16 protein-coding genes and 3 tRNA genes are annotated in these 24,133 nt (G+C 42.2%); 8 read left to right on the top strand and 11 right to left on the bottom strand.

Annotation, left to right across the window (positions count from 1 at the left end; translation table 11 throughout):
• Positions 1-67 precede the first annotated feature (67 nt).
• From J5A55_RS01295 to J5A55_RS01265, 7 genes are all read right to left on the bottom strand, one after another.
• A complete protein-coding gene (locus J5A55_RS01295; RefSeq protein WP_004382261.1) occupies positions 68-1,234 on the bottom strand; it encodes a sensor histidine kinase in 1,167 nt (388 codons plus the stop codon).
• Positions 1,235-1,601: 367 nt separating this feature from the next.
• Positions 1,602-2,006, bottom strand: a complete 405-nt coding sequence (locus tag J5A55_RS01290) for an OsmC family protein (RefSeq protein ID WP_039851091.1) — start codon at positions 2,004-2,006, stop codon at positions 1,602-1,604.
• 722 nt (positions 2,007-2,728) lie between these two features.
• Positions 2,729-4,120, bottom strand: coding sequence for an asparagine--tRNA ligase (gene asnS, locus J5A55_RS01285; protein WP_004382265.1), 1,392 nt, complete (start codon positions 4,118-4,120; stop codon positions 2,729-2,731).
• 156 nt (positions 4,121-4,276) lie between these two features.
• A complete protein-coding gene (locus J5A55_RS01280; protein WP_039850906.1) occupies positions 4,277-5,809 on the bottom strand; it encodes a pseudouridine synthase in 1,533 nt (510 codons plus the stop codon).
• Between the two features lie 153 nt (positions 5,810-5,962).
• A complete protein-coding gene (gene purB, locus J5A55_RS01275; RefSeq protein ID WP_004382269.1) occupies positions 5,963-7,309 on the bottom strand; it encodes an adenylosuccinate lyase in 1,347 nt (448 codons plus the stop codon).
• 159 nt (positions 7,310-7,468) lie between these two features.
• A tRNA-Val gene (locus J5A55_RS01270) sits at positions 7,469-7,543 on the bottom strand.
• A 48-nt stretch (positions 7,544-7,591) separates the two neighbouring features.
• Positions 7,592-7,666, bottom strand: a tRNA-Val gene (locus tag J5A55_RS01265).
• 432 nt (positions 7,667-8,098) lie between these two features.
• Here J5A55_RS01265 and J5A55_RS01260 point away from each other — a divergent pair.
• Positions 8,099-8,518 (top strand): HU family DNA-binding protein, encoded by a 420-nt coding sequence (locus J5A55_RS01260; protein WP_004382272.1) that lies wholly within the window; start codon positions 8,099-8,101, stop codon positions 8,516-8,518.
• Between the two features lie 101 nt (positions 8,519-8,619).
• On the opposite strand, the gene J5A55_RS01255 is transcribed toward J5A55_RS01260, so the two are convergent.
• The 4 genes from J5A55_RS01255 to J5A55_RS01240 form a co-directional block, all read right to left on the bottom strand.
• Positions 8,620-8,701: transfer RNA gene (locus tag J5A55_RS01255), tRNA-Leu, on the bottom strand.
• A gap of 415 nt (positions 8,702-9,116) precedes the next feature.
• The gene (locus J5A55_RS01250) at positions 9,117-10,139 is read right to left on the bottom strand and encodes a S41 family peptidase (RefSeq protein WP_004382273.1); all 1,023 of its coding nucleotides are present in this window, start codon (positions 10,137-10,139) and stop codon (positions 9,117-9,119) included.
• Complete coding sequence (locus J5A55_RS01245) at positions 10,136-10,978, bottom strand: DUF3316 domain-containing protein (protein WP_004382274.1); 843 nt, start codon at positions 10,976-10,978, stop codon at positions 10,136-10,138. The genes J5A55_RS01250 and J5A55_RS01245 overlap by 4 nt, the downstream gene beginning before the upstream one ends.
• Positions 10,979-11,049: 71 nt before the next feature.
• On the bottom strand, positions 11,050-13,782 hold the full coding sequence (locus J5A55_RS01240; protein ID WP_004382275.1) for a DNA gyrase/topoisomerase IV subunit A: 2,733 nt from the start codon (positions 13,780-13,782) through the stop codon (positions 11,050-11,052).
• A 186-nt stretch (positions 13,783-13,968) separates the two neighbouring features.
• Between J5A55_RS01240 and J5A55_RS01235 the strand changes: the two genes are divergently transcribed.
• From J5A55_RS01235 to J5A55_RS01205, 7 genes are all read left to right on the top strand, one after another.
• Positions 13,969-15,516: a glycine--tRNA ligase gene (locus J5A55_RS01235; RefSeq protein ID WP_004382276.1), complete on the top strand. Its 1,548-nt coding sequence runs from the start codon at positions 13,969-13,971 to the stop codon at positions 15,514-15,516.
• A gap of 91 nt (positions 15,517-15,607) precedes the next feature.
• Positions 15,608-16,279 (top strand): BamJ family beta-barrel-assembly machinery protein, encoded by a 672-nt coding sequence (gene bamJ / locus J5A55_RS01230; protein ID WP_004382277.1) that lies wholly within the window; start codon positions 15,608-15,610, stop codon positions 16,277-16,279.
• A gap of 166 nt (positions 16,280-16,445) precedes the next feature.
• Positions 16,446-17,894, top strand: coding sequence for an MATE family efflux transporter (locus J5A55_RS01225; protein WP_004382278.1), 1,449 nt, complete (start codon positions 16,446-16,448; stop codon positions 17,892-17,894).
• Between the two features lie 131 nt (positions 17,895-18,025).
• On the top strand, positions 18,026-18,211 hold the full coding sequence (locus J5A55_RS12255) for a hypothetical protein (RefSeq protein ID WP_249118599.1): 186 nt from the start codon (positions 18,026-18,028) through the stop codon (positions 18,209-18,211).
• A 688-nt stretch (positions 18,212-18,899) separates the two neighbouring features.
• Positions 18,900-20,822: a 1-deoxy-D-xylulose-5-phosphate synthase gene (gene dxs, locus J5A55_RS01215; RefSeq protein WP_004382280.1), complete on the top strand. Its 1,923-nt coding sequence runs from the start codon at positions 18,900-18,902 to the stop codon at positions 20,820-20,822.
• A 69-nt stretch (positions 20,823-20,891) separates the two neighbouring features.
• The gene (gene trkA / locus J5A55_RS01210; RefSeq protein ID WP_004382281.1) at positions 20,892-22,232 is read left to right on the top strand and encodes a Trk system potassium transporter TrkA; all 1,341 of its coding nucleotides are present in this window, start codon (positions 20,892-20,894) and stop codon (positions 22,230-22,232) included.
• A gap of 2 nt (positions 22,233-22,234) precedes the next feature.
• On the top strand, positions 22,235-23,692 hold the full coding sequence (locus J5A55_RS01205) for a TrkH family potassium uptake protein (RefSeq protein ID WP_004382282.1): 1,458 nt from the start codon (positions 22,235-22,237) through the stop codon (positions 23,690-23,692).
• Positions 23,693-24,133 lie beyond the last annotated feature (441 nt).

Here is a 24,133-nt window from a genome sequence, read left to right as displayed (position 1 = left end):
ATCACGGCTGCCACCCGTCTTTAGTCCCCTTATTTAAATAGTTTATCTGAATATAGAAAGGATAAAATCAGCTTTTCTTCAGTTCAATTCTAAAGGTTGTACCATGCCCTATCTCGGAACATTTAACAAAGATCTTACCATGATGATAATCCTCAACTATACGTTTGGCAAGGCTCAAACCAAGTCCCCAACCACGCTGTTTTGTTGTAAAACCAGGACGAAATACATTCTTAATGTTCTTTTTCTTTATTCCTTTACCAGTATCTGATATTTCAACAACAACTTTATTATCAATTTGTTCAAGATGAAGGACGATCTGACCACATTCTCCTCCCATCGCATCTACCGCATTCTTACAAAGATTCTCTATGACCCATTCAAATAACGAAGCATTCATTTTTATAATAACATCCTTGTCTGGCAGATCCGTTATCATCTGTATCTTCTTGGAAGTGCGACGGTCCATATAGTCGATAACATGGTATAAGACCTCATTCATACTAGCTGGGACAGGTTCAGGAACAGAACCTATCTTAGAAAAGCGATCTGCAACAAGCTGTAATCGTTGTACGTCCTTATCTAATTCCGGGAGTAATTTATCATTGGGATATGTCTCCTTCAAAATAGCTAACCACGCCATTAAAGAGGATATAGGGGTACCCAACTGGTGGGCTGTTTCCTTACTTAACCCCACCCAAACCTTATTCTGTTCTGCCCTTTTAGATGTCAATAATGCAAAGATAGCAACGACAACAAAAAGCATTACAACCCCTAATTGTATATAAGGATAAATAGCTATTCGTCTCAACATGAGTGATTCATCATAGCAAACTTCTATATAATCATTATGATTATTTGCCAATGGAATTCGAATAACCTGCCCTGCGGCTTTCATCTGCTGTGCTACTTTATTTACAATTTTCACACTATCAGATGCATCATTAGCACTTATTTCCACATTTCTATACTCCGTGACCGTACCATCCTTGCCAAGTACAACCACAGGTATCGTATTATTCTCATCTAAAACTTTTAATACTAAACTAAGGTCAGCATTATCATCAGCTTCACTCAAAGTCCTCATAGCTTCAGCCCAGACCTCCATCTTACTCCTTTCTTGTTGCGCCAAATCACGTATCAAAGAATGTGAGATAAGCAAAGAGGCAACAGCTATAAAAATAGCTGCCAAGACTAATAAGATCTTTACCTGTCTGATTCTATCTGTCCATTGCATATATCTCTCATAACGGCAACATGGGCAAATTATTGTATAACGTCAAGAAACGATGACGTAAGAAGAATCTGGAGCATCTTCTTAGAGAGAAAGAAATACCTAATTATTTTGTATTTTAGTTTGCTGTCACTTTTAACATTCCTCTGTATGATTTTTATAATCAGTGTTTTATGAGAGATAAAGGAGTGATAGGAGTGACAGCAAGCAAAATAAGTTTTTCGATAAGTACTTTATATAGTAATCAAGGTTGAAATGATGTAATTCGAATTTACGATAAGAGAATAATAAAGGATATTTGGCGATCTTAGATCTTCCAAATGTCCTTTATTTAATAAGTAAGTCTTGGTTCTTAAATCATATCATGGAGTTACTCATAAACGAAAGTAAAATCCTTCTCTGCCGTTAGCGTATTGCCAACAAAACAAGTCTTGCGAGCGATATGCTCAAATTTCTTGCGTTGTTTATCGTCGAATGATGCCTTCAGATGGAAGGTGATTGGAATACGTGAAACAGCGAAAGTCTCCATATCTTCTTCTATCTGACCAATCTCAGCATAACAACCAGAAAAATCTACATCACCACGTTCTGCTTGCAACCCCATCATCGTCAGCGCACATGCAGCCAGTGAATTACCCAATAACTCAACAGGGTTTTGATTCTCACCCAATCCCCCTACAGCCTTACCAGCATCAGTGTTTATGGTTACAGCAGACCTAACGTGTGTTGCTTCAACTCGCCCTTTCCCTTGATAAATTGCTTTTGTAACTGTCATAATTGTATCTTTTAAATTAGTAATAATACTTCGGTTTGCTAATAACATCTATATGTTTCGACAAAGGTAGTAAAAGGGAATAGATAAAACAAGGAATTATTTATTTTGCTGAAAATTAGTTTGCCGTCACTCCCGTCATTCTTATGGATGTATAAATGATAGCCCACTTAGTAATTTATCTTTAGATGTTAAAATGATAGTATTAGTTTTTGAAAGTCCTTTACATTCAAAATTCTCATTATAGAGTAAATAGCCCATTATTATACGCGAGTTCGGGTTAAGAAAGTCCTTTTAAAAGTTGGTAATCTCGTTAGTTTTTTGTAACTTTATATTTGAAAATCAACAATTTACAAAACAACCAAGCGATGATTACCAAAGACAAAGTTACAGAAAAACTTTAGAATGTATAACGATAATCAGCAAAAAGGGTTAGGCGTTTAAGTTTACGTTTACATACTTTCTTGCAGACTGCATGGTGTTTTTCAGCGACATGATACTATCATCATTTCTTTGTTTAGTTTGCTGTCATCTTTATCATTTCCAGTATTATGCTATCCACCAGTCGCTTATGATAGATGTAGGAATGATAGAAGTGAAAGCAAACTTTAGATTGAAACGGAAAGGGGGAATCCCTTTCAAGCGTTTTATAGAGTAATATGTTTATTTTAGGTAAATAAAAAGGCGACTATCTGTTGAGATAGTCGCCTTCTGTTATCTTATCTTTAGAATTCAGCGTTCTTTGGAGTACGTGCAAATGGGATTACGTCACGGATGTTTTGCATACCAGTAACGAAGAGAATGAGACGCTCGAAACCAAGACCGAAGCCACCATGTGGACAGGTTCCATACTTACGAGTATCAAGGTACCAGTCGTAAACCTCACGTTTCATACCGCGATTATCGATCTCTGCAAGCAACTTATCGTAATTCTCTTCACGGACAGAGCCGCCAATGATCTCACCGATATGTGGGAAGAGGACGTCTGTTCCCTGCATTGTCTTGCCATCAGGGTTCTTCTTCATATAGAACGACTTGATTTCGCTTGGATAGTCGGTCATGATAACAGGACGCTTGAAGTATTCCTCAACGAGATAGCGCTCATGCTCACTGCTGAGATCCATTCCCCAACCAGTGATTGGGAACTCGAACTTCACACCATCAGCAACTGCCTTCTGAAGAATCTCTATACCTTCTGTGTAAGTTAGGCGAACAAAGTCCTCCTTGAGTACACCCTCCAAGCGAGCAATCAGTCCCTTGTCAATCATCTTGTTAAGGAATTCAAGGTCGTCCTTGCAGTTCTCCAATGCCCAGCGAACGCAGTATTTGATGAAGTCTTCCTCAAGATCCATCAGTTCGTCCTTATCAATAAAGGCTACTTCGGGTTCAACCATCCAGAACTCTGCCAAGTGACGAGGTGTATTAGAGTTCTCTGCACGGAAGGTAGGGCCGAAAGTATAGATAGCACCCAATGATGTTGCACCGAGTTCGCCCTCAAGTTGACCAGATACAGTAAGGTTCGTGCGCTTACCAAAGAAGTCTGCGCTGTAATCAACTTCACCATTCTTTGCAATGCGATCCAGGTCGAGTGTCGTTACTTGGAACATATTTCCAGCACCCTCTGCATCACTACCCGTAATTAATGGAGTGTGGAAATAATAGTAACCATGGTCGTGGAAGTACTTGTGAATAGCAATTGCCATGTTATGGCGAATGCGGAAGACAGCACCGAAAGTATTGGTACGCAGACGCATGTGACCATATTTACGCATGTACTCAAAGCTCTGCCCCTTCTTCTGCATAGGGTAGTCGCTTGGACAAAGACCGTAAATCTCAATCTCTTTACATTGAATCTCTGACGTCTGACCAGCTCCTTGACTCTCTACAAGCGTACCGATAACGCTGATACAAGCACCTGTTGTAATGCTCTTCAGTTTCTCTTCTTCGATTGTAGTAGGGTCAACAACCACCTGAATGTTCTTGATAGTAGAACCATCATTCAGTGCGATGAAGTCAACAGCCTTGCTACTTCTATGTGAGCGAACCCAGCCTTTTACATTAATATCTTTACCAAAGTCGGTGCAAGCAAGTGCATCGACGACTTTTGTTCTTTTCATCTTTGTATTATAATTAGGACTTCTCAACAAGCTCAAAGGAAAAGGGATAAAGAGGGAATCTCTTTACACATTCTTTCCTTAGAAGTTTATTGTAGAAGTCTTTATCCTCGTTTATCCTCTCACCCCCCCTCCCTTCGGAGGGGCTTGGGGAGGCTTCTATTCAAACGCACCCATGCGCAGCATATCGACTTCCTTCTCTGTGAGGAAACGCCAATCACCACGACGTACATTCTTCTTTGTTAGACCAGCGAACTGTACACGATCAAGCTTTACAACACGATAGCCAAGGCTCTCGAAGATACGACGAACGATACGGTTCTTACCGCTGTGGATCTCAATGCCAACCTGTGTCAAGTCGTCAGGACTAGCGTACTCAATAGCGTCAGCCTTTATCTCTCCGTCTTCAAGCTCGATACCATCAGAGATCTTCTGAAGGTCGTTTGCAGTAACAGGCTTATCAAGGAATACATGATAAACCTTCTTCTTTAAGAACTTAGGATGTGTGAGTTTAGAAGCAAGGTCGCCATCATTTGTAAGAAGCAATACACCTGTTGTGTTACGATCAAGGCGTCCTACAGGATAGATACGTTCAGGACAAGCACCCTTAACAAGGTCCATTACAGTCTTACGCTGTTGTGGGTCATCGCTTGTTGTAACATAATCCTTAGGCTTGTTCAATAGAACATACACTTTCTTTTCCAATGATACTGGTTTATCCTGAAAGAGTACTACATCAGTACGTAAAACCTTACTTCCGAGTTCCTTTACTACCTCACCATTAACGGTGACAGCACCTGAAAGGATAAATTCATCAGCTTCACGACGTGAACAGACACCAGCATTTGCAAGATACTTATTCAATCGGATAGGTTCGTTTGGATCGAAGTTCTCTTCCTTATATTCAATGCGTTTCTTCATTGAATACTTTGCATTTGGATCATAGTCTGCCGTGCGCTGACGATAACCTCCTTGGTTATAACCACCACGATTATTATATCCACCATGGTTATTATAACCACCGCGATTATTGTACCCACCGCGACTCTGATAGCCTCCACGATTGTTATAACCACCGCGATTGTTATATCCGTTGCGGTTCTGGTAACCACCTTGATGTGGCTGATAGCCGCCCTGGTTTACTTGATAACCATTGTTGTTCTCTTCTCCTTCTGCGTTAGTGTTGTTGTTATAACGTGGACGGTAACCCTGTGACTGGTACCCACCTTCTTCGTTGTTATAACGTGGACGATAGCCACCCTGCTGTGGTCTGCTTTGATAGCCACCACGACTCTGGTATCCACCTTGACGTGATTGAAACCCTCTCTCTTCGCCATTGTTGTTGTTATAACGTGGACGATAACCACCTTGTTGAGGGCGACTTTGGTAACTATTACGATTGTTGTATCCGCCACCATAGTTGTTTTGACGTGGGCGATAACCACCTTGTTGAGGGCGACTACTGCTTTGTAAGCCAGAACCAAAGCCCTCCGGACGGAATCCACCTTCGTTGTTTCCGCCATTAGCCCTATCACTGCTGTAAGCACGTTGAGTGTGAATACGTGGACGTTGTGGGCGTCCTGTGCCACGGTACTCTCTTTGGTAACCACTTTGTTCAGCTGCAGAATAGCCCTCACGGCCATTGTCATTCTGTTCAGACTGAACCTCTTTGTTTTCGAATTCTTCTGCCATAATTGTAGTTTTCTTTAATGTTAACTACTGACCTCACGATCAATGAGTAATAAAGTTTATTATTGTTTTATTCTTATTGTTAGTTAAGGCTCCCATAATAGGAGCTACTCAGTTTTATTAATAATATCTTTTTCTTAGGGTTTTGTTGGTTTATTAAATTCCTGTATAGTTGTGTGGAGTGATTGCCATGAGCTCTGCCTTCACGCTATCACTGACATTTAACGTCTGTATAAACTCATGAATTGTCTCCTCTGTCATCTTCTTATTGGTGCGAGTAAGAGCCTTTAATGCCTCGTATGGATGTGGATAAGCCTCACGACGAAGGATAGTTTGGATAGCTTCAGCTACTACTGCCCATGTGTCATCGAGGTCTTCGCGTAGTTTCTCTTCATGGAGAATGAGTTTACGTAAGCCTTTCAATGTACTTTGAATAGCGATGACGCTGTGCCCAAGAGGTACACCCACATTACGCAAGACAGTCGAGTCTGTCAAGTCGCGTTGCAGTCTACTAACTGGTAACTTCTGTGCTAAGAACTGCAAAATAGCATTAGCGATACCAAGATTCCCTTCGCTATTCTCATAGTCAATAGGGTTCACCTTGTGTGGCATAGCACTTGAGCCAACCTCGCCCGCTTTGATCTTCTGCTTGAAATAATCCATCGAGATGTACATCCAGAAGTCACGATCAAGGTCGATAATGATGGTGTTGATACGACGAATAGCATCAAAAATACTACCCATGTGGTCGTAATTACTAATCTGTGTAGTCCATTGTTCACGTTCCAAACATAGTTTCTCGCTGACAAACTGATTGCCAAAAGCACGCCAGTCATACGTTGGATAGGCTACATGATGTGCATTGAAATTACCTGTTGCACCACCGAATTTAGCTGTAAACTTACAACTGCGTAGGGATTCCAGTTGCTCGCTAAGACGATAAACATAAACCTCAATCTCCTTTCCTAATCGAGTAGGAGAGGCTGGCTGACCGTGTGTCTTTGCCAGCATTGGGATATCTTTCCATTCTTCAGCATACTCTTTTAGCTGCTGAATCAGTTCCTCCACTTGTGGATAATACACCTCTTCGAGTGCCTCCTTGATAGACAGCGGAACACTTGTATTGTTGATGTCCTGTGAAGTTAAGCCGAAATGGATGAACTCCTTATACGCATCTAAGCCCCCAATCTTGTCGAACTCCTCCTTAATGAAGTATTCAACCGCCTTGACATCATGGTTAGTTGTCTTCTCAATCTCCTTTACTCTTGCTGCTCCCGATTCGTTAAAATCACGATAGATAGTGCGTAACTGCTCGAATAAGTCACGGTTGAAACTTGCCAACTGAGGTAGAGGCAATTCACAAAGCGTGATGAAATACTCAATCTCTACACGTATTCGATAACGAATAAGAGCATACTCTGAGAAGTAGTCTGCTAAGCGTTCTGTCTTGCTTCTGTAGCGACCGTCAATTGGAGATACGGCTGTTAATGTGTCGAGGGTCATATCAATGGATGATTAATATAGGTGCAAATTTAGCAATAAAATCGGTAAACACACAAGGATAAGTAATAATAAAACAAAAAAGAATACACCTTTTATACTATAAAAAGAAAACTCCGTAATATCTATTACGAAGTCTTCTCTTTTACTGATAACCATTAGTGGGCGTTGACGGATTCGAACCGCCGACCCTCTGCTTGTAAGGCAGATGCTCTAAACCAGCTGAGCTAAACGCCCTTGAAAAAATCCCTGCAACCCCGAAGAATCACAGGGAAACACCCCTTGTGGGCGTTGACGGATTCGAACCGCCGACCCTCTGCTTGTAAGGCAGATGCTCTAAACCAACTGAGCTAAACGCCCCTACTATCTGTAAGGCGGGTGCAAAGGTAAGTGTTTTTTTTGTTTCTAGCAAGCAATTAAGAGATTATTTTAGTGTAGAATGATATTATTTATCTCTTTAATAGGCTATGTTTGTTATCCTTTTATTATTTGTTTGTTGTACTCGTAAAAGGTTAGCACACCTCTCATATATGCTTTTCTTTTGTTCTGTCTATCGTCTTTTAACAGGGAAATGTGGCTCACCTTTATTCGAGAAAGGTTTTTATTACTTGGAAAAATAGATTATTTTTAGTTGGAGTTAAATCTGTTTTTGTCTAAAAAATAATCTATTTTTTCTTGCAAAAGGTATCCTTTTTTATTATATTTGCAGCTGTTTTACAAGATAGGTTAGGCTCTATTGGTAGAACAAAGAGCCTTATTTAACCGACAGAGTAACTAAGTAAAGATAATATTATGTCAATTCAAATCAGATTAGAACAGAGTAAGTTCAAAGATAAAAAGGGGGCCGGACATTGGTATGCACGTACAGTTAGTGCGGGCGAAGTATCTACTGAAGAGTTAGCTGATGCCATTCAAGAGAACACATCCTTTACTCGTGGTGATGTTCGTGGGCTTGTTATTGCCCTCATTGATGAGATTTCTTATCGCCTTCGACAGGGTGAGACGGTTGTTCTTGATGGCTTAGGACGTTTCCACCTCAGCGTAGAGAGCGAACCAGTGGAGAATCCTGAAGACTTCAATCTCAAGCGAAATATCAAGGGTATAAAGTGCAAGTTTGTTCCTTCTGGTGCCCGTGCCGGACGGAAGGGGAAGAAGATTCAAGACATGGCATCGGGTGCCCGTGTTATTTGGGCTGATGTTGATGATGAATAATGAGGGTGATTAATGATAGGTCAGACCATGAGGTTTCAATGTTGACATGTGTATATAGAATAAAAAAGAGCTAACCATCAATAATGCTTAGCTCTTTTTTGTGCGCCTAACAGGACTCGAACCTGCACAACGTAAGTTACTAGATCCTAAGTCTAGCGCGTCTACCAATTCCGCCACAGGCGCATAACGAGTGCAAAGATACATAATGTTTTGGATATAACCAAATGTTTGTGAATTTCTTTTTAACGTTTAGTTGTAAACGGCCAATAGTTTTCTTCATTTTATTGTTATTGTTATCTGTGTATTTTTGTAGTCCCTTCTCTTTCTCTGTAACTATCTGTGATAGGGGTATGTTGTCGTCAAGTCTAAGCTATATAAGTTTTTCTTGAGAATGAAGAAAAATATTTTTCCTATCATTCCTGTCATCTTGTTAATACGAATAAGGTGTTGATAAATAGATAATTAATGCAAATGTTAAATGTGACAGCAACTAAAATTAAAACTAAAACTTGTGTTTGGTGGTTTTAAGATGGAGATTATTCTTTTATAAAACCAACCCTTCAAGCTCTCCTTTCGGGAGGTTGAAGGATTGGTTCAATTACTTTGCAATGAGTTGACGAGCAAACTCGATAATTGTATCCTTGCCTTTTATGAGATCCGATTCAGTGATGTCTACTTTGTAATCAGGATCAATACCGAACTCTGTCATTTGCTTATCTCGATCATACATGGGGCATGCGGAGAAACGAACAGACCATCCATTGGGTAGTTCGGAAGAGAAGGGTAAACCTGCTCCGCCACCTGTTTTATCACCAACGATGTGGACGTTTGGGCAACACTTCATATACTTCACGAACTCGTTGGCAGCAGAGAATACACTACGATTAGTCAATACAACGACTGGTTTCTGCCATCGAATACCCTTTCCGGGAGTGAGGTATTCGGGTTGAAGTGATGAGAAGTCGTTATGATTGGGACCTGTTTTATGCTGGATATAACCGACAAGCTCCTCCTTATTCGTGAACCTTGCTGCCAGTTCTTCAGCATTACTTAACTGTCCACCTCCATTGTTCCTTACATCGATAATAAGCCCGTTGCAAGGTTGAAGATGCAGTAGGATGTCATCTAAATTACCAGCCCCAATAGGATTTTGGAAACTCTCGCAGCGTATATAACCAATGTTGTCATCAAAGACAGTATAGTCTAATCCGCTTGCAATGAGATAATCACTCTTCAGGTATTTACGCTCCAGCGAGTCAGAATAATTCTTTGGATAGTTGTCTCTCCACGCCCAATAACGTCCGATATTAAAAGAGGTATAAAGATTGACATGCCCATCTTTGAGTTCTGAAAGCATATTCGTTAAAACTTCAAACTGTTGTTTCTCATTCATGGATGCGTCGAACTGTTTGGCATAACGTTGATGAACATCTTGCCAATCTATTCCCTTTTGTGAGAAAAAACAATAATGTTCATCCATGATCTTCCATAATGCTTCAAAGTTTCCACGTGGATTGTTGGCATACTCTTCATTATCAATGCAGCTCGTAACAGAGCACAACAAGAGAATCAGAAGGAGGCTCGTTGTGATATAGCTGATGGTAGATAGGATTCTTCTCATGGCAATATTTTATTGATAGAAAATGTTCTTACGATACCCAATACAAATAAATTGCTCCACGTGTGTTGGCGTAATCCGTTCATCTTAGCCTGTTGGTAATCGCCAAGATAGCCAAGACGGAGGGTGGTGTGATGCAATGTAAAATCAATTGCAACCATCTGTCGGAGTGAAGGAGCATTGATGGGAGTTGTGAAAACGAGGTTATGATCGTAATTACCTTTCGTGAATATCTCATAATAACTTTGCCCATAATTAGGTGAGAAAGCTAATCCAATGAGTGGTATTTGTAATTCATAACGGAGACAGAAAGGCTTGTTCCAAAGGTGAAACCGATAATCAGCTGTAACATTAGGAGCGATGTTTAGTTGCCCATAAGCTTGTGCTGGATTATTGGCATTACTTGTGTTGTAAAGGAAACCAAGCCTTGTGTCAATTCCTCCACCAGCTTTCAAGCGTAAGTCTCCATTGCCGATAGTCCATTTGTTGATGACATATTGCCAGTTATATTGGAAGTTGTAATAACCTCCTAATTCGTTATTATTGTCTCGTCGATTGTGTGCATAGAGTAATTGAGCTTGATGTATCAGTTCTCGTGACACCCTGCTACCATTCTCACGTACTGTATGTGAGATGTATCTAAGCTCTGTTCCGTTGTATTTCTCTTGTGATAAGTAAGTGTCGAGGACGTTAGCTGTACCGATACCCAACATTTGTGCATTGCTTATCACCTTATTATCATATAAGGTGTCTTGGGCTTGTAAGGTTGCTGAAGAGAGTAATAGAAACGTTATAAAGAAGTTCGTTTTACGTAAAAAGAGAGTCTTTAGTTTCATAGGCATAAGTTTCGTTAAAGCGAAAATCCCACTTATAGAAACATTCACATCAGGTCTCTATAAGTGGGAATATCATGTTATTCATCTGTAAACAAGTTGAGTTGCCCAGTTATCTCATCAATCACTTGTTGTTGAGACTTACCAGCATCAGGGTCGAGATTCTCCTCCATTGGAGTTGTTGTAGGCTCTTCTTGAGTATCATCTCCATTATCTTCCTCATCGTTATTATCCTTCTTCTCTTCTTCTGGGAAGCGTGTTGGCTCAAGTTCCTCAATCTTATCTACTTTCCAAGTGGTAAGTCGTTTACCCTTAGCTTTGAAGCCTTTGATACCAACAAACTGCTCTGCATCAAACTCTTCAGTACCTCTTGAAGCATCCACTCCGCCGTATGTCACTTGAATGCGAGGGTAAGCAACGTCCGTCAAGAGTACCATTTGTGAGTTAGGATTATCTCCTATGAAGTTCTGATGACGCTTTGTTGCCTCCATTTGGAAGCGTTTCAGGTAAGGATAACCTTGATTGTCTGCATCATAGATAACGGCTGTCCATGGTTTATCTGCAATGAATTTCTCTATGCGAAGGATGTTATCTTCGTAGTGATTGCTTGCATCGAAGTTCGTAATATAGAACTCCCCATTCTTCAAGACGACGAGTATATTGTCTTGATCAGCAAACTCTCCGAGGAAACGACCATGCTCTTCGTAATTGATTCGGTTGATATCTGGATCAAACCAAACCTTTCGTCCGCCCAGTGTTGAGTGTCCGTGACTCTTCAATGAGATACGATGAACGTTCTTCTTTGTGAGTAGCTTGCCCTTAGCAGTACGTCCCTTGATAAGTACAGAAGCAAAGTCATACTCAACGAAGATGTTTTGTTTGGGCTTGTTAGGGTTCGGATCAAGGGTAATCTTTATCAGTTCGGCCTCGCCGTTAGGGTTAGCTGTGAAGTAGATGATCCTTGATCCATCTGTACCAGAGGTTAAGTCATACTCTTTGTCACGTGTAATGGAGGTGACATTAAAGCGTTTGATATAGTAAGGACCAGTCTTTCCATCACGATAGACAACGTTATAGATGGTGCGTTTATCATTCTTCTTGAATACCTGAAGATATATAACACCTTTACCCACAAACACCTTTTCGGCAATACGAATTACCTTATACTTACCATCGCGATAGAAGATAATGACGTCATCAAGGTCTGAACAGTTTTGAACAAACTCTGCCTTCTTGAGTCCAGTACCAATGAATCCAGCCTTACTATCTATGTATAACTTCTCGTTAGCATCAACTACTTTCGCTGCAACGATGGTATCGAAGCTCTTTATCTCTGTGTGGCGAGGGTGATCCTTTCCATATTTCTCCTTCAAATGAGTGAACCATTCGATGGTAACGCGCACCATCTCGCTAAGATCCTTATCTATTTCTGCAATCTCAGCCTTTATCTTCTGAATGAGTTCGTCAGCCTTATCTTTATTAAATTTCAGTATTCGCTGCATCTTAATCTCCAGTAAGCGGAGGATGTCCTCACGGGTTACTTCGCGAATAAAGGTCTTCTTATAAGGATCTAACTTAGCATCAACAAAGGCTACAACTTCATCTAAGTTCCTTGCTGTCTCAAACTTCCTCTCCTTATAAATACGCTCTTCAATAAAGATACGTTCCAATGAATTATAGAAGAGTTGTTCCTCCAGTTCGTGTTTGCGAATCTCTAACTCCATCTTCAACAACGCCTTTGTATGTTCTACGGAATTGCGAAGGACATCGGAGATAGTCAAGAACTTAGGCTTATTGTCTTCAATGACACAACAATTAGGAGATATGTTTATCTCGCAATCAGTGAAGGCATAAAGGGCATCAATGGTCTTGTCACTGGACGTACCAGGGGTGAGGTGGAGTTGAATCTCAACCTCAGAGGCGGTCATATCCTCCACTTTGCGAACCTTTATCTTACCTTTCTCTACAGCTTTGGTGATAGACTCTTGAAGTGAGTTAGCCGTCTTGGTGAAAGGAACCTCACGTATGACGAGGGTCTTGTTATCAAGTTTCTCTATTTTGGCACGCACCTTTAATACACCACCACGCTGTCCGTCATTATACTTCGCAGCGTCAATACTTCCGCCAGTAGGGAAGTCTGGATAGAGATGAAAGTCCTCATTCCGTAAGTATTGCACAGCTGCTTCACAGATATCGTTGAGGTTGTGTGGAAGAATCTTTGATGATAAACCAACGGCGATACCCTCTGCTCCTTGTGCAAGAAGTAATGGGAACTTCACAGGAAGTGTGATAGGCTCTTTGTTACGACCATCGTATGAGAGTTGCCATTCGGTTGTCTTAGGATTAAAAACAGTTTCCAAGGCAAACTTGGATAGGCGAGCTTCGATGTAACGAGGCGCAGCTGCACGGTCACCAGTAAGTATATTGCCCCAATTCCCTTGTGTGTCAATGAGCAAATCCTTCTGTCCTAACTGCACCAAAGCGTCTCCGATGGATGCATCGCCATGTGGATGGAACTGCATGGTATGCCCAACAATGTTCGCAACCTTATTGTATCGTCCATCATCCATGCGCTTCATCGAATGAAGAATACGGCGTTGAACAGGCTTCAAGCCATCTTCGATATGTGGAACGGCACGTTCAAGGATTACATAACTGGCGTAATCTAAAAACCAATTCTTATACATACCAGAGAGGTGATGCACTGCAGCAGCGTCAAACCTGTCGGCAGGCTTGTAGTCAGAATGAGTTTCCTTTCCTTGCACCTCATCGGCAGGAGTAAGCTCGTCCATGTCTTTTATTTCGTCATCCATATTGTCGTTGTTGTTGTGTCGTAGCTTAGCTATATAAGTTACAGATGACTGCAAATGTACAAAAAAAACTGAATATAAGCAAATCAGAGCCCTTTCTCATTTTATAAAGTTTCACGCTATTAATGAACTTATTCGACTAAAAAGATGTAACTTTGCGACAAATTTATAAGGAATAAAAAGATAATTATGGCACAAGAGGACGTTTTTAAGAAGATAGTAAGTCACTGTAAAGAGTATGGTTTTGTATTCCCCAGTAGTGATATCTATGATGGTTTAGCAGCCGTATATGACTATGGTCAGAATGGTGTTGAGCTTAAGAACAATATAAAACAGTACTGGTGGCAATCAATGGTATTGCTTCACAGCAATATTGTTGGTATTGATGCTTCTATCTTTATGCACCCAACTGTATGGAAAGCAAGTGGTCACGTTGATGCCTTCAACGACCCTTTGATTGATAACCGAGACTCTAAGAAGCGTTATCGTGCAGATAACCTTATCGAGGATCAGATAGCTAAATACGAAGAGAAGATAGATAAGGAAGTAGCAAAAGCAGCGAAGAAGTTCGGTGCAGACTTTGATGAAGTAAAGTTCCGCGAAACCAATCCTCGCGTCTTAGAACATCAAAAGAAACGTGACGAATTGCACGCTCGTTACACCGAAGCAATGCAAGGTCCTGACCTCGAAGCATTGAAGCAAATCATCCTTGATGAGGGTATTGTTGATCCAATCAGTGGTACAAAGAACTGGACAGATGTGCGTCAGTTCAACCTTATGTTCTCAACAGAAATGGGCGCATCTGCCGATGCAACCAATAAAATCTACCTACGTCCAGAGACAGCACAGGGTATCTTTGTAAACTTCCTCAACGTTCAGAAGACGGGTCGTATGAAGCTTCCTTTCGGTATTTGTCAGATAGGTAAGGCCTTTCGTAATGAGATTGTAGCACGTCAATTCGTGTTCCGTATGCGTGAATTTGAGCAGATGGAGATGCAGTTCTTCTGCCAACCTGGAACAGAGATGAAGTGGTTTGAGTATTGGAAGAAGCACCGTTTGGCATGGCATGAGGCTTTAGGTATGGGCGACGATAACTATCGTTTCCATGATCACGAGAAGTTAGCTCACTATGCCAATGCGGCTACTGACATTGAATTCCGTATGCCATTCGGCTTCAAGGAGGTTGAAGGTATCCACTCACGTACCAACTTTGACCTTTCACAACACGAGAAGTTCTCAGGAAGACAGATAAAGTATTTCGATCCAGAGCGCAATGAGAACTATGTTCCTTACGATGTTGAGACATCTATCGGAGTAGATCGTATGTTCTTATCAGTGATGTGTCACAGTTATACAGAGGAACCATTGGAGAATGGATCAAGCCGTATTGTATTGAAACTCCCCGAGCCTTTAGCACCTGTTAAATGTGCTGTTCTACCATTGGTAAACAAAGATGGACTTCCAGAGAAGGCTCAAGAGATTGTTAACCAACTGAAGTTCCACTTCAATACACACATGGAGGCGAAGGACTCAATAGGTAAGCGTTATCGTCGCCAAGACGCTATTGGTACTCCATTCTGCGTGACTGTCGATGGTGACACATTGAATGATAACACCGTTACTCTGCGTTATCGTGACTCAATGAAGCAGGAACGTGTACCAGTTGAGAAGCTCCGTGAGATAATAGAAGACCGTGTTTCAATCACTTCTCTATTGAAGAAGATTGATATTGATTAATAAGAGATAGGTTAGTAGAACTTACTTGTTTAACATCTTATCAATGGATGTATCAGTAAGTGCTACTAACCTTTTTTGATATAAAAAGGCTATGACTAAAACGATAAAAACATTCTTTCGCCATGTTGTAAGTATGCTTTGCTTAGGCGGATTGCTGCTTGCTTCAATGAGCATTGTGTCTTGTTCCGAGGATAAAGACGATGTTGATGAGTTTGCCAATTGGAAGGCTACGAACGAGAACTATTGGAATAAGCTCTATACAACTACTGAACAGAAGATAAAGGGAGGTGATACTTCTTGGAAGATAATCAAGAATTACACCTTAGACGGGCAACATGCTGTTGGTAATGCACAGCTGAACTATAAGCCAGAGAATCATATCATTGTACATGTATTAGAATCTGGTTCGGAGACAAAAAGTCCTCTTCTTACCGATTATGCATCGGTTCACTATATGGGGCGTTTGATACCATCAACAACCTATACTGCTGGTTTGATCTTCGACAAATCATGGTCGTCTAACACCTTCAATGCGCTTACTTCTCGTCCAACACACTTTGAAGTAAGAGGTGTGGTAGACGGTTTCGCCACAGCCTTACAGCAGATGCATAGAGGCGACCATTGGGTTATTTACATCCCTTATCAGTTGGGTTATGGTGCTGTAAAGGCAGGCGGTGGTACGATTCCAGCCTATTCTACGCTTATATTTGATGTGCGATTAGTAGACTTTGCACATGTAGAGAAGAATCTAAAAGATAAATAAGAGTAAGACAACTAACTGTTTTTTATCGGTTGAATAGCCGAACCTTGTACTTGTAAGTAGGGACACACGTCATCATAAGAACTTCTTTTCATGTGTGATAAAGAGTCTTATGAGGCGCATGTCCCTATGTCTTTTTACTTCAAATTATTGATTAATTCGTATCCCATTGCGTATCTCCTTTAGTAAAAACATAGCCGATGCCCTTCTTTCAAAGATTCGAGAAGGAGAAGAGATGACGACGAGTGAGAAGTTTAATCTTATCATTCAGTTGAGTATTCCGTCGATTCTTGCACAGATAACAACCGTCCTGATGTTCTATATTGACGCTGGAATGGTTGGCTCATTGGGTGCAGAACCAGCAGCGGCAATCGGTCTTGTAGAACCCGCAACATGGCTTTTCTTCTCTTTAATAGGTGCTGTTACAATGGGATTCTCTGTACAGGCAGCTCACTTCATAGGTGCTAAAGACTTCTCAAAAGCACGCTCTGTAATGCGTCACGGATATGCCTTTGGACTCTGTTTTGCATTATGTTTTCTACTTGTTACAGTACTTATTGCACCCTATCTCCCTATATGGTTAAGGGGCGGAAAGGATATTCAGCACGATGCGTCTACTTACTTTCTTATCTTCTCTTTCATCATTCCTTTCCACCTTCTGGAGGTAATGTCTGCCTCCATGTTGAAGGTTTCTGGCGATATGCGACGCCCCAGTTCAATGGCGATACTGATGTGTGTCTTGGATGTAATCTTCAATTACTTCTTCATCTTCCCAACGCATGACATCACCCTACTTGGGCTACAAGTAACAGTGCCAGGATGGGGTGCTGGCGTTGCAGGAGCAGCCTTCGGAAGTCTCTTAGCATTTATTGCTGTTGCATTACCATTGGCTTATTACGCCATATTCCGTAGTCCAATCCTTGCGTGGAAGTTGGATGTTGAACGCTTTGTGTGGCGTTGGCAATACATTTGGAATGCGATGAAGATAGGTAGTCCTATGGCTTTGCAATATCTATTGATGAATGGTGCTCAACTCGTATCAACGATGATTGTCGCTCCATTGGGTAATGTCTCGATAGCTGCCCATTCGTTTGCAATCACAGCCGAAAGTCTTTGTTATATGCCAGGCTATGGTATTAGTGAGGCTGCAACCACTCTCGTTGGACAGAGCGTAGGGGCGGGCAGGCGTGATCTGCATCGTAGTTTCGCATGGATGACCATATTCTTAGGAATGCTCGTGATGGCATTCATGGGTGTAATCATGTATATTTTCGCTCCCGAAATGATAAGTTTATTATCGCCAGTCGCCGATATACAAGCTCTGGGAACATCCGTTCTTCGGATTGAAGCGTTCGCCGAACCCTTCTTTGCAGCAGCCATCGTCGCCTATAGTGTGTGCGTAGGAGCAGGCGACACATTGAAACCCTCCTTCATAAACTTGGGTTGTATGTGGCTCGTCCGATTGACTCTTGCCTATGCGTTAGCCAGTGAATACGGATTGAAAGGCGTATGGTTTGCTATGGCTGTTGAACTTTCTTTCCGTGGAATCCTGTTCTTGCTCTATCTCTTTATGCACCTTCGTGGAAAAGCGAAAATGGTTAGTACATTAAGTCGTTAGTACGTTATCATGGTTTATCCAATATTCTTCTCAAAATAAAGAGACGCCCTCTTTGAATCAAGGAGACGCCCTCTTCATTGCAAGGAAACGCCCTCTTCATATTGAAGAAAGCGTTCCTTTATTTAAAGAGCATGCTAACCTGTAGGGACAGACGCCCTCGTCTGTCCGCTATAGCACAGCCAGATAAGACCCTACCCCAAGCCCCTCAAAAGGAGGGGATGTCGCCTAACGGGATGTTATTTAGGGATTTACAAGCGGACAGACGAGGGCGTCTGTCCCTACTTTGTAGCCTCACCTTCCAGCTCCTCTCCGAATGAAATAACCCCACCCAGCCTCCCCGAAGGGGAGGAGTGCCTAACGGGAGCCGGTTAGGAAAAGGCATTCTTAATACAAAGAGGGCGTTTCTTCACATCGAAGAGACGCCCTCTTTGAATGGAAGAAAGCGTTCCTTTATTTAAAGAACATGCCAACCTGTAGGGACAGACGCCCTCGTCTGTCCACTATAGCACAGCCAGATAAGACCTACCCCAAGCCCCTCAAAAGGAGGGGATGTCGCCTAACGGGATGTTATTTAGGGATTTACAAGCGGACAGACGAGGGCGTCTGTCCCTACTTTATAGCCTCACCTTCCAGCTTATCTCCGGACGGAATAACCCCACCCAGCCTCCCCGAAGGGGAGGAGTGCCTAACGGGAGCCGGTTAGGAAAAGGCATTCTTAATACAAAGGGGGCGTTTCTTCACATCGAAGAGACGCCCTCTTTGAATGGAAGAAAGGCTTTCCTTATATCAAGGAAACGCCCTCTTCAAATGAAGATGATGTTTCGCTATCAGTTTCTCATCGAATGAAAAGAGGGGGAAATAGTGTTTTTAACAACTTAAACATGGGTCTAATGGCGCGTAAATTAATCCTCTTATAGTTTCAGCCAACCACTAGTTTACATCTAATTTATTTGGCTTTTTAGGCTATTTAGCGTATCTTTGCAACGCTATTCACATTATTATATAATGTTAAACGATAATAGATTCGACCTTTTAAAGACGATACAGTCACCCGCAGACTTACGTAAACTTAGCTTAGAGCAGTTGCCTAAGTTATGTCAACAACTGCGTGAAGACATCATAGAAGAAGTAGCTGTTAACCCTGGGCACTTGGCTTCGAGCCTTGGTGCAACAGAGATAACTGTGGCTTGTCACTATGTCTTTAATACTCCAGAAGACCGCATAGTTTGGGACGTTGGGCATCAGGCTTATGGTCATAAGATACTGACTGGCAGGCGTGAAAACTTCTGCAATAACCGTAAATTAGGTGGGTTAATGCCTTTCCCGTCGCCTTATGAGAGTGAATATGATACATTCACTTGTGGGCACGCATCCAACTCTATATCTGCAGCTTTGGGTATGGCGGTAGCCTCGAAACTGACTAAGCAGCATCGACATGTTGTAGCCATTATAGGTGACGGAGCGATGAGTGGCGGTCTAGCCTACGAGGGTTTGAATAATGTTTCGAGCCAACCTAATGACCTGTTGATTATCCTCAACGATAACGACATGTCGATTGATAGGGCAGTAGGAGGTATGGAGCAATACCTATTAAACCTAGATACCAACGAGACTTATAACCGTCTTCGCTTCAAAGCGTCACAGTGGTTACATGCCAAAGGACTATTGAATGAGGATCGGAGAAAAGGCTTACTTCGATTGAACAATGCCCTTAAATCGGCTCTTGCACATCAACAGAATATATTCGAAGGGATGAATATTCGGTACTTCGGACCATTTGATGGTAATGATGTAGGAGAGCTTGTTCGCATCCTAAGACAACTGAAGGATATGAAGGGACCTAAGCTCCTTCACTTACATACAAAGAAGGGTAAAGGATACGAACCAGCCGAGAAGAGTGCTGTAGTATGGCATGCTCCAGGTAAGTTCGACCCAAAGACTGGCAAGCGAATCATACATGAATCGCATAACGAACCACCTAAGTTTCAAGACGTATTCGGTAATACTCTCTTAGAGTTAGCACGCAAGAATCCACGTATCGTAGGCGTTACGCCAGCTATGCCAACAGGTTGTTCGATGAACATCATGATGAAGGATATGCCCGAAAGAACATTCGATGTAGGTATTGCCGAGGCGCATGCTGTAACCTTCTCTGCTGGTATGGCGAAGGATGGGGTACAACCTTTTTGCAATATTTATAGTGCTTTCTCTCAACGAGCTTACGATAGTATTATCCACGATATGGCAATCCTCAATCTGCCAGTTGTGCTCTGTTTGGATAGAGCCGGACTAGTGGGTGAGGATGGTGCGACGCATCATGGAGCCTTTGATATGGCTTTCTTGCGCCCTATCCCCAACCTAACTATCTCTTCACCGATGGACGAACACGAGTTAAGAAGGCTGATGTACACAGCCCAACTACCAGGTAAAGGCTCTTTTGTGATACGTTATCCACGAGGAAAAGGTGTGCTTACGGATTGGGAATGTCCGTTGACTGAAATAAAAGTAGGTACGGGTAGGCGTCTGCACGATGGTTGGGATGTAGCCGTGTTGAGCATTGGTCCGATTGGAAATGACGTAGAGAAGGCTATAAACCTCATCGAGTCAGCCAACTCACCATCGACTCAAGAGCATTGTCCTAGTATTGCCCATTATGATATGAGATTCTTGAAACCATTGGATGAGACCATTCTTCAGGAGGTTGCCGAACGCTTTTCTCGCATTATAACTATCGAAGATGGGGTGCGTGACGGAGGCTTAGGTACTGCTGTAACAGAATGGATGAGCGATCATGGATATACACCTCATATAACCCGAATGGGTATGCCCGACCACTTTGTAGAGCAGGGAACAGTTGAACAGTTGCGTGCTCTTTGCGGTATAGATATTGATGGAATAAAGAAACAACTGACTTCCGTTGAGGCATAGTGAACCCTTATCTGTATAAGAGAAGGTGGTTAAAAGACTTACAAAGACAGACAAGTTAAAGCATAAAACATGAAGATTATCATATCAGGAGCATATACTATTGGCTCTTATCTAGCCAGACTCCTCTCACGTAACAAGCAAGACATTGTGCTCATGGATGAGTGCTCTGAGAACCTAGAGAAGATTAGTAACGAGGCTGATCTACTAACGATGGAAGGCTCAACAACCAGTATCAAGAATCTTAAAGAGGCTGGGGCTGAAGATGCCGACTTGTTTATTGCGGTTACGCCAGACGAGTCGAAGAATATTGCGGCATGCGTTCTTGCACACCAATTAGGGGCTAAGAAGACCGTTGCTCGTGTAGATAATCCAGAGTATGTAGAGCCTTCTAATCAAGAACTCTTCCATCAGATGGGAGTAAGCAGCATAATTTATCCAGAGCTTTTAGCCGCTAAAGACATCATCAATGGATTGAAGATGTCATGGGTACGTCAGCGTTGGGATGTGCATGATGGAGCGTTGGTCATGTTAGGTATTAAGCTGCGGGAGAGTTGTGAAATACTTGATCGTCCATTGAAAGAGATTAGTGGTCCGAATGATCCTTACCATGTAGTTGCTATCAAGCACAACGATGAGACGATTATACCAGGTGGTAATGATACCTTACAACTATATGACCTTGCTTATTTCATGACCACTAAGCAATATATACCATACGTACGCAAGATAGTGAGAAAGGAGCATTATGTTGACGTGCAAAACGTTATCTTCATGGGAGGAGGTAAGACGGCTGCACGTGCAGTGAGGATGTTGCCAGAGTATATGCACGCCAAGATCATAGAGCAAGACCCAATGCGTTGCGAAGAGTTAAACAATATCTTGGACGAAGACACGCTCGTTATCAATGGTGACGGACGTGATATTGGATTGCTGCAAGAGGAGGGTATCCGTAATACACAAGCCTTTGTTTCATTGACATCGAACGCTGAAACGAATATTCTTGCTTGTCTAACTGCAAAGCGAATGGGCGTTCGCAAGACTGTAGCAGCCGTCGAGAACTTTGATTATGTGGGCACTGCTGAGAGCCTAGATATTGGTACTATCATCAATAAAAAGGCTGTTGCAGCCAGTCATATATACCAGATGATGTTGGATGCAAACGTTGAAAACATCCGATTCCTTATGTCCGTCAATGCCGATGTGGCTGAGTTTGTACCCAGCCCAGACGCTAAGATCACACGAAAAGTAGTCCGCGAACTCAACTTACCACGTGGAGTTACCATCGGCGGATTGGTTAGGAATGGAGAAGGAATGCTCGTTTCGGGTAACACGCAGATTGAGGCTGGAGACTCAGTAGTGGTCTTCTGTTACAATGTAGATATGAAGAAGGTAGAGAAACTATTTATGTGATTATGTTGAATCTGAAACTTATATCCAAGATTCTGGGCTCTCTCTTGTGGATAGAGGGAGTGTTGTTGCTGTGTTGCCTCTTTGTTTCTATATGGTACCAGGGCGATGATATACTACCATTTGTGTGGAGTATCTTAATCACAGTAGGCTCTGGATTCATCTTCCGAATCCTTGGTCGCAATGCAGATAACCTATTAGGACGGCGTGATGCTTACTTTGTTGTGACCATATCATGGATACTCTTCACCTTGTATGGCACGCTTCCTTCTATGATCAGTGGCTATATTCCGAGTTTTACTGACGCTTTCTTTGAGGCTATGTCAGGCTTCACAACTACGGGAGCAACCATCCTCGACTTCCCCGAGAAACTACCAAAAGGACTGCTCTTCTGGCGTTCGTTGACACAATGGATAGGTGGTTTAGGTATCGTGTTCTTTACTATTGCCATCCTTCCTTCTCTAGTGGGTGGGTCGGTAAAGGTGTTTGCTGCAGAGGCAACAGGACCTATTAAGAGTAAGTTACATCCGCGTATCAGCACCAGTGCTAAGTGGCTTTGGATAGTCTATTTAGTGTTAACTACCGCCTGCATCCTTAGTTATAAGGTTTGTGGAATGGGCTGGTTCGATGCCTTCAACTATTCTATGACGAGTACAGCAACAGGTGGCTTCGCTACGGAGAGTGGCTCAATTATGACCTTCCACTCGCCTGCGGAGGAATATGTCTGTGCTTTATTTTGTTTCCTTTCAGGCGTAAACTTCACCTTATTATATGCATCAGTTATAGGGATGGATATTAAGAAACTCTTTAAGAACAGTGAGTTCCGTCTCTATACTATCATGGTTCTTTCCTTTGCAATCTTCATCACTTTCGAACTCGTTTGGCGTAATCACTACGACATAGAACACGCTTTCCGCAGTGCCATCTTCCAAGTTGTTTCGTTCATAACAACGACTGGTCTCTTTAGTGATGACGCTGGTAAGTGGCCTCATGTCACGTGGGTTGTACTCGCAGCGTGTATGTTCTTCGGTGGATGTTCAGGTTCGACGAGTGGCGGACTGAAGAGTATTCGAGGTGTGATGTTGCTTAAAGTAGTTCGAAATGAGTTCCGTCAGATCCTCCATCCGAATGCTGTTCTACCCATGAAGATCGATGGTGTGAATATCTCGCAATCGAAACGTGTAACCTTACTAGGCTTTGTTGGGCTCTATCTCATCCTAACTCTTTTCTGTGCATTCACGATGATTGCCTTAGGAATTGACAATACAAACGCTATCACGATAACGTTAAGTAGTCTTGGAAATGTCGGTCCGACGCTAGGTATGGAGATTGGTCCTACGATGTCATGGGCGCAACTTCCCGACTTAGCAAAGTGGATTTGTTCGTTCTTAATGCTTGTTGGTCGACTGGAGTTATTCACTGTTCTCGTTCTCTTCACACCTGCTTTTTGGAAGAAGAATTAGCCCTTTAATAATTCAAAATTCATAATTCACAATTCAAAATTATGATTAGGTAGAGTTGACGAGTGGACAGGTTGACGAGTAAACTGGTTATTTGTTCTATAGAATATAGTACCACAAAGTAGGGACAGACGCCCTCGTCTGTCCGCAAAATACTGCCAATAAAAGCCTCCCCAAGCCCCTCCAAAGGAGGGGATGTAGCCTAACGGGATGTTATTTAGGGATTTACAAGCGGACAGACGAGGGCGTCTGTCCCTACTTTGTGGTACTATATAGATAAGGGAAGATATGTCCATACAACATTCTGTGAGGCACTCCTCCCCTTAGGGGAGGCTGGGTGGGGTTTCCAGACGAGGGCGTCTGTCCCTACTTTGCAGCATTATATTCAATAGAGATAAATAATGAGTGGAATCAAAGAGAGGCTTTCTTTAATGCAAAGAGGGC

The organism is Prevotella veroralis, from assembly GCF_018127765.1.
Classification (GTDB): domain Bacteria; phylum Bacteroidota; class Bacteroidia; order Bacteroidales; family Bacteroidaceae; genus Prevotella; species Prevotella veroralis.
This window is presented reverse-complemented; position numbering and strand designations above follow the sequence as displayed.

Coding starts and splice junctions, on each gene's coding strand:
- J5A55_RS01295 (WP_004382261.1), bottom strand. CDS start 1,234: ATGCAATGGACAGATAGAATCAGACAGGTAAAGATCTTATTAGTCTTG.
- J5A55_RS01290 (WP_039851091.1), bottom strand. CDS start 2,006: ATGACAGTTACAAAAGCAATTTATCAAGGGAAAGGGCGAGTTGAAGCA.
- asnS (WP_004382265.1), bottom strand. CDS start 4,120: ATGAAAAGAACAAAAGTCGTCGATGCACTTGCTTGCACCGACTTTGGT.
- J5A55_RS01280 (WP_039850906.1), bottom strand. CDS start 5,809: ATGGCAGAAGAATTCGAAAACAAAGAGGTTCAGTCTGAACAGAATGAC.
- purB (WP_004382269.1), bottom strand. CDS start 7,309: ATGACCCTCGACACATTAACAGCCGTATCTCCAATTGACGGTCGCTAC.
- J5A55_RS01260 (WP_004382272.1), top strand. CDS start 8,099: ATGTCAATTCAAATCAGATTAGAACAGAGTAAGTTCAAAGATAAAAAG.
- J5A55_RS01250 (WP_004382273.1), bottom strand. CDS start 10,139: ATGAGAAGAATCCTATCTACCATCAGCTATATCACAACGAGCCTCCTT.
- J5A55_RS01245 (WP_004382274.1), bottom strand. CDS start 10,978: ATGCCTATGAAACTAAAGACTCTCTTTTTACGTAAAACGAACTTCTTT.
- J5A55_RS01240 (WP_004382275.1), bottom strand. CDS start 13,782: ATGGATGACGAAATAAAAGACATGGACGAGCTTACTCCTGCCGATGAG.
- J5A55_RS01235 (WP_004382276.1), top strand. CDS start 13,969: ATGGCACAAGAGGACGTTTTTAAGAAGATAGTAAGTCACTGTAAAGAG.
- bamJ (WP_004382277.1), top strand. CDS start 15,608: ATGACTAAAACGATAAAAACATTCTTTCGCCATGTTGTAAGTATGCTT.
- J5A55_RS12255 (WP_249118599.1), top strand. CDS start 18,026: ATGCTAACCTGTAGGGACAGACGCCCTCGTCTGTCCGCTATAGCACAG.
- dxs (WP_004382280.1), top strand. CDS start 18,900: ATGTTAAACGATAATAGATTCGACCTTTTAAAGACGATACAGTCACCC.
- trkA (WP_004382281.1), top strand. CDS start 20,892: ATGAAGATTATCATATCAGGAGCATATACTATTGGCTCTTATCTAGCC.
- J5A55_RS01205 (WP_004382282.1), top strand. CDS start 22,235: ATGTTGAATCTGAAACTTATATCCAAGATTCTGGGCTCTCTCTTGTGG.